Annotated in this window: 8 protein-coding genes and 1 pseudogene; 7 read left to right on the top strand and 2 right to left on the bottom strand. The window is 38.2% G+C overall.

Annotated elements, in window-relative coordinates:
* Nucleotides 1-561 (top strand): annotated as a pseudogene (locus B3I52_RS03845) (F0F1 ATP synthase subunit beta); the annotation flags it as partial.
* Between the two features lie 79 nt (nucleotides 562-640).
* Complete coding sequence (gene atpC, locus B3I52_RS03840; RefSeq protein ID WP_293298974.1) at nucleotides 641-886, top strand: ATP synthase F1 subunit epsilon; 246 nt, start codon at nucleotides 641-643, stop codon at nucleotides 884-886.
* A gap of 101 nt (nucleotides 887-987) precedes the next feature.
* On the opposite strand, the gene B3I52_RS03835 is transcribed toward atpC, so the two are convergent.
* Nucleotides 988-1,347 (bottom strand): CoA-binding protein, encoded by a 360-nt coding sequence (locus B3I52_RS03835; RefSeq protein WP_293298972.1) that lies wholly within the window; start codon nucleotides 1,345-1,347, stop codon nucleotides 988-990.
* Nucleotides 1,348-1,388: 41 nt separating this feature from the next.
* Nucleotides 1,389-2,936: an NAD(P)/FAD-dependent oxidoreductase gene (locus B3I52_RS03830; protein WP_293298969.1), complete on the bottom strand. Its 1,548-nt coding sequence runs from the start codon at nucleotides 2,934-2,936 to the stop codon at nucleotides 1,389-1,391.
* 181 nt (nucleotides 2,937-3,117) lie between these two features.
* Between B3I52_RS03830 and B3I52_RS03825 the strand changes: the two genes are divergently transcribed.
* From B3I52_RS03825 to B3I52_RS03805, 5 genes are all read left to right on the top strand, one after another.
* On the top strand, nucleotides 3,118-3,699 hold the full coding sequence (locus B3I52_RS03825; protein ID WP_293298966.1) for a LemA family protein: 582 nt from the start codon (nucleotides 3,118-3,120) through the stop codon (nucleotides 3,697-3,699).
* Nucleotides 3,700-3,782: 83 nt separating this feature from the next.
* Nucleotides 3,783-4,220 (top strand): TPM domain-containing protein, encoded by a 438-nt coding sequence (locus B3I52_RS03820; protein WP_293298963.1) that lies wholly within the window; start codon nucleotides 3,783-3,785, stop codon nucleotides 4,218-4,220.
* Between the two features lie 43 nt (nucleotides 4,221-4,263).
* A complete protein-coding gene (locus B3I52_RS03815; protein WP_293298960.1) occupies nucleotides 4,264-5,040 on the top strand; it encodes a TPM domain-containing protein in 777 nt (258 codons plus the stop codon).
* A 59-nt stretch (nucleotides 5,041-5,099) separates the two neighbouring features.
* Nucleotides 5,100-5,486: a hypothetical protein gene (locus tag B3I52_RS03810; protein ID WP_293298957.1), complete on the top strand. Its 387-nt coding sequence runs from the start codon at nucleotides 5,100-5,102 to the stop codon at nucleotides 5,484-5,486.
* A gap of 138 nt (nucleotides 5,487-5,624) precedes the next feature.
* Nucleotides 5,625-6,164 carry an NUDIX hydrolase gene (locus B3I52_RS03805; RefSeq protein WP_293298954.1) on the top strand — a complete coding sequence of 180 codons (540 nt, stop codon included), beginning with the start codon at nucleotides 5,625-5,627 and terminating at the stop codon, nucleotides 6,162-6,164.
* The last annotated feature ends 37 nt before the right edge of the window (nucleotides 6,165-6,201 follow it).

The following is a 6,201-nucleotide window of genomic DNA, read 5'->3' as shown; positions in this document are numbered from 1 at the left end:
CAAGAGCGTATTACTTCAACTAAACGTGGTTCAATTACATCTGTACAAGCGGTTTATGTACCTGCAGATGATTTAACTGACCCGGCTCCGGCTACAACTTTCGCCCACTTAGATGCAACTACGGTACTTTCTCGTAAAATTGCCGAGTTAGGTATTTACCCAGCGGTAGATCCATTAGATTCTACTTCACGTATCCTTTCTCCTGCTGTTTTAGGTGATGAGCATTACAACACTGCACAACGCGTAAAAGAAACTTTACAACGCTATAAAGAATTACAAGACATCATCGCGATCTTAGGTATGGATGAATTATCTGAAGAAGATAAATTAACTGTACACAGAGCTCGTCGTGTTCAACGTTTCTTGTCTCAACCTTTCCACGTTGCCGAGCAATTTACAGGTTTAGCAGGCGTATTGGTTGATATTAAAGATACCATCAAAGGTTTTAACATGATTATGGATGGCGAAGTTGATGAATATCCAGAAGCTGCATTTAACTTGGTAGGTAGCATTGAAGATGCTATTGAAAAAGGTAAAAAATTATTGGCAGAAGCTAATTAAGAAGTGAGACATTAGATTTGAGATGTGAGACGGGATGCAAATCTCAAATCTCAAATCTCAAATCTCAAATCTATTAAGAATGACTTTAGAAATATTAACTCCAGACAAGAAAGTTTTTGAAGGCGAAGTAACTTCGGTTACCGTTCCTGGAACTTCTGGGTCTTTTCAAATCTTGAGAGACCACGCTCCTATCATCTCTACTTTAGAAGATGGACAGGTAATTGTAAAAGAAGTTAAAGGCGAAAACATCTACAACATTAAAGGTGGTGTAGTAGAAGTACTGGATAATAAAATTATTGTTTTAGCTGAAGCTGTTGTGGCCTAGTTAATACATAAACCTATTAAAAAAGACTGTTTTCAAAAAGACAGTCTTTTTTTTGTGCCATAATCTTAAACCGAGCCTTAGCAAACCTTCTGTAAATTATTTTAATACTGACCCGTGCTTAATAATACCAAAGTACATGCTTCGGTATATTCAATATCATGTTCATCGAGTAACGATTGTAGCTGAGAATTTTCAGTACCTGGATTAAAAATTACCCGTTTTGGTTTGGTAGCAACTATATAATTATAATACTGTGGTTGTAGTGATGGCCCTATGTATAAAGTAATGGTATCTATATCTTTATAAACATCTCCAGGTTTTTCAATTTCCACTGCTGCTACTTCACCTTTTTTAATACCAATATTTACAATTTGGTGACCACGTTCTGTTAACATGTGCGCTGCTTTATAAGCGTACCTGCTTGGCTCTGGACTGGCTCCTATAATTAAGGTTTTTTTCATTTCAACTTTTTTGATTGTACAGGTTAAACGATTTTACCTTGCTAATGTTTAGCTTGATTTAGAATGGCATTTGCACAGTTGACACCATCGATAGCCGCAGAGACAATTCCGCCGGCATAACCCGCCCCTTCGGCACACGGATAGAGCCCTTTAACTTGCGGATGTTGGAAAGTTTCTTTGTCTCGAGGAATTCTTACCGGAGACGAGGTTCTACTTTCTACACCTACCAAAATGGCATCGTTGGTATAATACCCTTTCATTTTTCTACCAAATAATGGAAGTGCGCCCCGCAAACTTTCAGAAACAAAATCGGGTAGTATATTATCTAGCATTACACTTTTCGTGCCAGGCAGGTAAGAATTTTTAGGTAAGTCAATAGACAATCGGTTCTCTACAAAATCGACCATACGTTGAGCCGGAGCTACGAGGTTACCCCCGCCTGCCTCAAAGGCTTTTTGCTCTATTTCTGCCTGAAATTGCAACATTCGTAGCGGATCGTAACCTTGCACATCATCTAAGGTAATTTGAACTACCGTACCCGAGTTGGCATAAGGATTATTTCGTTTAGAGGGCGACCATCCGTTAACTACAATTTCATCTAACCCAGTTGCACATGGCGCAATAATACCACCCGGGCACATGCAAAACGAAAACACTCCTCTATTTTTAACTTGTTCTACTAAACTGTAATACGCTGGCGGAAGAAACTCACTCCTTATATCGCAATGATATTGAGCTTGGTCTATAATGTTTTGCGGATGTTCTATTCTTACACCCAAGGCAAAAGGTTTAGCTTCGATTAAGATGTTTTTGCTGTTTAATAGTTCGTAAATATCTCTTGCCGAATGCCCTGTTGCCAAGATTACTGATGTTGCGTACAATTCTTGTTCGTGATTAATAACAATTCCTTGCACAGCTCCTTCTTTAATAATTAAGTCCGTAAGTTTCGTATCAAATAACACTTCTCCTCCGGCCTCGATAATTGTTTCGCGAATTGCGGTGATAATGTGTGGCAACTTGTTAGTGCCGATATGCGGACGGGCATCAACCATAATATCCTCATCGGCCCCGTGTTGCACAAAAAGTTGCAATATCTTATTAACATCACCTCGTTTATTAGAACGAGTATATAATTTTCCATCAGAATAAGTACCTGCACCACCTTCGCCATAGCAATAATTAGACTCTGTATTTACAATGCCCAGCTTATTAATGGCTGCCAAATCTCTACGACGTTGTTTTACATCTTTACCACGCTCTACTACAATTGGCTTTAAACCATTTTCTATGCATTGCAACGCTGCAAATAAACCGGCCGGCCCCGCTCCTACTATAATAACTTTTTTATTGTCGGCTACTTTTGCATATTTGAAAAACTGATTTTCAGGCACATATTCTTCGTCGATAAAAATTCTAACCTGCATCCGGTAAACCACTTTTCGGGAGCGGGCATCTATAGATCTTTTTAAAATTTTAAAATGGGTAATCTGACTTTGCTTAACGCCAGAGGCCAAAGAAAGGCTTTCTAAAATTGCTTTCTGATCATCAGCTTTGCTGGGTACAAGCGTTATTTCTATATCTTTTTGCATAATAACGGTCAAGTTTTTATCTCGAACATCACAAAATTAGCGAATTCGATTCACTCTTAACTTGTTTTTATTGCTTATATTCATGCTAAGTATGGCAAGTTGTCAGTTTTTTACCTCTTTTAGTAACACGGAATGAATATTGATATCTAAGTTTAAATAAAAAACCTAAAAAAGAAATAACATGAAAAAAGTTTTAATTGGAATTGTTGCAATTGTTGCATTACTAGCTTTGTTTAGCGGCTGTGGGTATAATAGCCTTGTACAACTCGACGAAGATGTTAAAACAAAATGGAACAACGTTGAAACACAATATCAACGTAGGGCAGATTTAATTCCGAATTTGGTAAGCACAGTGAAAGGTGCTGCAAAATTTGAGCAAGAAACCTTAACTGCGGTAATAGAGGCCCGTAGTAAAGCAAGCCAAATTACCGTTGATCCAAATAAATTAAACGAAGAAAATATCCAAAAGTACCAACAGGCTCAAGGCCAAATTACACAAGCATTGGGCAGGTTAATGGTACTTACCGAAAACTATCCTCAATTAAAAGCTACCGATCAGTTCAGGGATTTATCGGCACAATTAGAGGGTACAGAAAACAGAATTACTGTAGCTCGTAACGATTACAACACTTCTGTACAAGCATATAACACCAAGGTAAGAACGTTCCCTAACAATATTACCGCTGGTTTATTTGGATTTGGCCAAAAAGCAGGCTTTAAAGCCGATGCAGGCGCAGAAAATGCTCCTAAAGTAGAATTTTAGTTATAAATCTCTCTTTTTATGGGGTAATGTATAGTTTAGCAGGCTAAGCATACATTACCCTTTACTTTTTAAAACTAATTTGTATGCCTATTTTCACTACACAAGAGCAAGAACAAATTGCACATACTATTGCAGAAGCAGAAAAAGCCACCTCGGGCGAAATAAGGATTGCTGTTGAAAAGCACTGTAAAGGCGACGCTTACGAAAGAGCTACCGCTTATTTCCATGAATTAGGGATGGATAAAACTGCACAACACAACGGTGTGTTAATTTATTTAGCAACAGAAGACCATAAGTTTGCCATTATTGGCGATAGCGGCATTAATAAATTGGTACCTACCGATTTTTGGGAGACTACCAAAACAGCGATGAAAGCTCATTTTATGTCAGGAAATTTATGCGATGGCATTATTGCAGGCGTTGCTTTGGCTGGCGAAAAGCTATCTACATTTTTTCCGAACCAAAACGACGATGTGAACGAACTTCCTAATGAAATCTTTTTCATCGACCATAAAAGTTAATTTACCTTCATCGTTACCCAATTCATCACTTATAACTATACAGATGAAAAAAATATTTCTTCTATTTACTTTACTCGCAACTTCGATTTGGGGTTTTGCGCAATCTATTCCCGAAAAATCTAATAAGCTGGTGAACGATTATACCAATACTTTATCAGCAGATCAAATAGCCAACCTAGAAAGTAAACTTGTGGCTTTTGACGATTCTACGTCGAACCAAATTGCAGTTGTTATTATAAAATCTGTTGGCGATTATGACATCAACGATTATGCCTTTCAACTAGGAAGAAAGTGGGGCGTTGGCGGCAAAGAAAAAAACAATGGGGTAGTTTTATTAGTGGCACTTGGCGACAGAAAGTTATCGATACAAACGGGTTATGGCCTAGAAGGTGCCTTACCAGACATCTACACCAAAAGAATTATAGAGAACGACATTAAACCTTTTTTTAAAAATGGGGATTATTATGGTGGAATTGAAGCTGGAACCAATTCGATTATTTCTTTAGTAAAAGGCGAGTATAAAAACGACAAGCCCCGTGCTAAAAAAGAAGGAGGCGGTGCAGGTTCTGTTTTAGCGGTAATCGTGATGATTATTATCATCTTAATTATTTTAAAACGTGGCGGTGGTAATGGCGGGAGCCAAGTAATTGGTGGTAGAGGAGCTTCTGATGCCTTGTTCTGGGCGCTTTTATTTGGCGCCGGCCGTGGGGGCAACTCAGGTGGCGGATTTGGCGGTGGTTTCGGCGGCGGCGGCGGAGGTGGCTTCGGAGGATTTGGTGGGGGTAGTTTTGGTGGTGGCGGAAGTAGCGGAAGCTGGTAAAACAACATACCATTTTAGAGTTACAAATTACGATTGCCTGCAACATTTAAACATTAAAAATGTATAGGAAAGATTTAATTACTGCGGAGATAGAAAGACTAGCCCAAGTTTTGGCAAGAATTATGGGATTAAAGCTAGAAGGAGACCTAACTAAAGCCAACTCGCTTTTTAATGAAACCATTACAAACTCTTTCAAACTGCCAACAGAAATTTTAGAAGATATTGCTATTGCAACATTTGAAAAATGGTTAGCCGAAAGTGATTTGCCACCAGAGAAATTAGATTCTTTAAGCGAATTTCTTTACTACGAATTGGGAGTTAGCACAGAAAGAAACCAACTAATTGCCCCCAGATTAAACCTTATCTATAAAGTTTTAGCAGAGCAGCATAAAATTGTACATTTGGTTAATTTCCATAGACAAGAAATTATACAGCAATACCTTTAAGCCCCTCCCTACCCTTTGAGTATTTCTCCCCAAAAGGGAGAGGAAATCAATTAGGGTAGCTACTGCGTATTTAATTAATAACTCACATTCAAAAAACAACTTTTCAACCTTAAAACATTTCAACTTTACAACCCATACATGGAAATAGAAAAATGGCAAAAACTGGCCTCAAAATATTTAGTTCAAGAAAAGTGGGCAACCTTAAGGGTTGATACCTGCAAGCTCCAAAATGGAACCGTTAAGGATGATTATTACGTACTTGAATATCCTAATTGGGTAAATGCCGTTGCGCTTACTATAAACAATGAGATTATCTTGGTACGCCAGTATCGTTTTGCTGCCGACATTATCTCCTTAGAAATACCAGGCGGCGTAATTGATGGAGATGAATTGCCCGAAGCTGCTGTTAAAAGAGAACTATTGGAAGAAACTGGCTATAGCTTTGATAGTTGCGAGCTTATTGCAACTTTGTACCCAAACCCAGCAACATCTACTAACCAAACTTTTACTTACCTGTTAAAGGGCGGTGTAAAAACACACGAACAACATTTAGATGAGCATGAGATTTTAAATGTAGAACTTTATAGTATTGAAGAAGTTAAGCAACTATTGAAAGATAATAAGATAGACCAAGCGTTACACACCGCTGCCTTATTTTACGGATTAGCGAGGTTGTAGTACAACCCATTCCATCTTTCGTCATTGTAAAACACAA

Source organism: Pedobacter sp. UBA4863, assembly GCF_002399615.1.
Lineage (GTDB): Bacteria > Bacteroidota > Bacteroidia > Sphingobacteriales > Sphingobacteriaceae > Pedobacter.
This window is presented reverse-complemented; position numbering and strand designations above follow the sequence as displayed.

Excerpts from the sequence above, each read along its gene's own strand:
- B3I52_RS03825 (WP_293298966.1), top strand. The coding sequence starts at position 3,118 with ATGAAAAAAGTTTTAATTGGAATTGTTGCAATTGTTGCATTACTAGCT.
- B3I52_RS03805 (WP_293298954.1), top strand. The coding sequence starts at position 5,625 with ATGGAAATAGAAAAATGGCAAAAACTGGCCTCAAAATATTTAGTTCAA.
- atpC (WP_293298974.1), top strand. The coding sequence starts at position 641 with ATGACTTTAGAAATATTAACTCCAGACAAGAAAGTTTTTGAAGGCGAA.
- B3I52_RS03815 (WP_293298960.1), top strand. The coding sequence starts at position 4,264 with ATGAAAAAAATATTTCTTCTATTTACTTTACTCGCAACTTCGATTTGG.
- B3I52_RS03810 (WP_293298957.1), top strand. The coding sequence starts at position 5,100 with ATGTATAGGAAAGATTTAATTACTGCGGAGATAGAAAGACTAGCCCAA.
- B3I52_RS03835 (WP_293298972.1), bottom strand. The coding sequence starts at position 1,347 with ATGAAAAAAACCTTAATTATAGGAGCCAGTCCAGAGCCAAGCAGGTAC.
- B3I52_RS03830 (WP_293298969.1), bottom strand. The coding sequence starts at position 2,936 with ATGCAAAAAGATATAGAAATAACGCTTGTACCCAGCAAAGCTGATGAT.
- B3I52_RS03820 (WP_293298963.1), top strand. The coding sequence starts at position 3,783 with ATGCCTATTTTCACTACACAAGAGCAAGAACAAATTGCACATACTATT.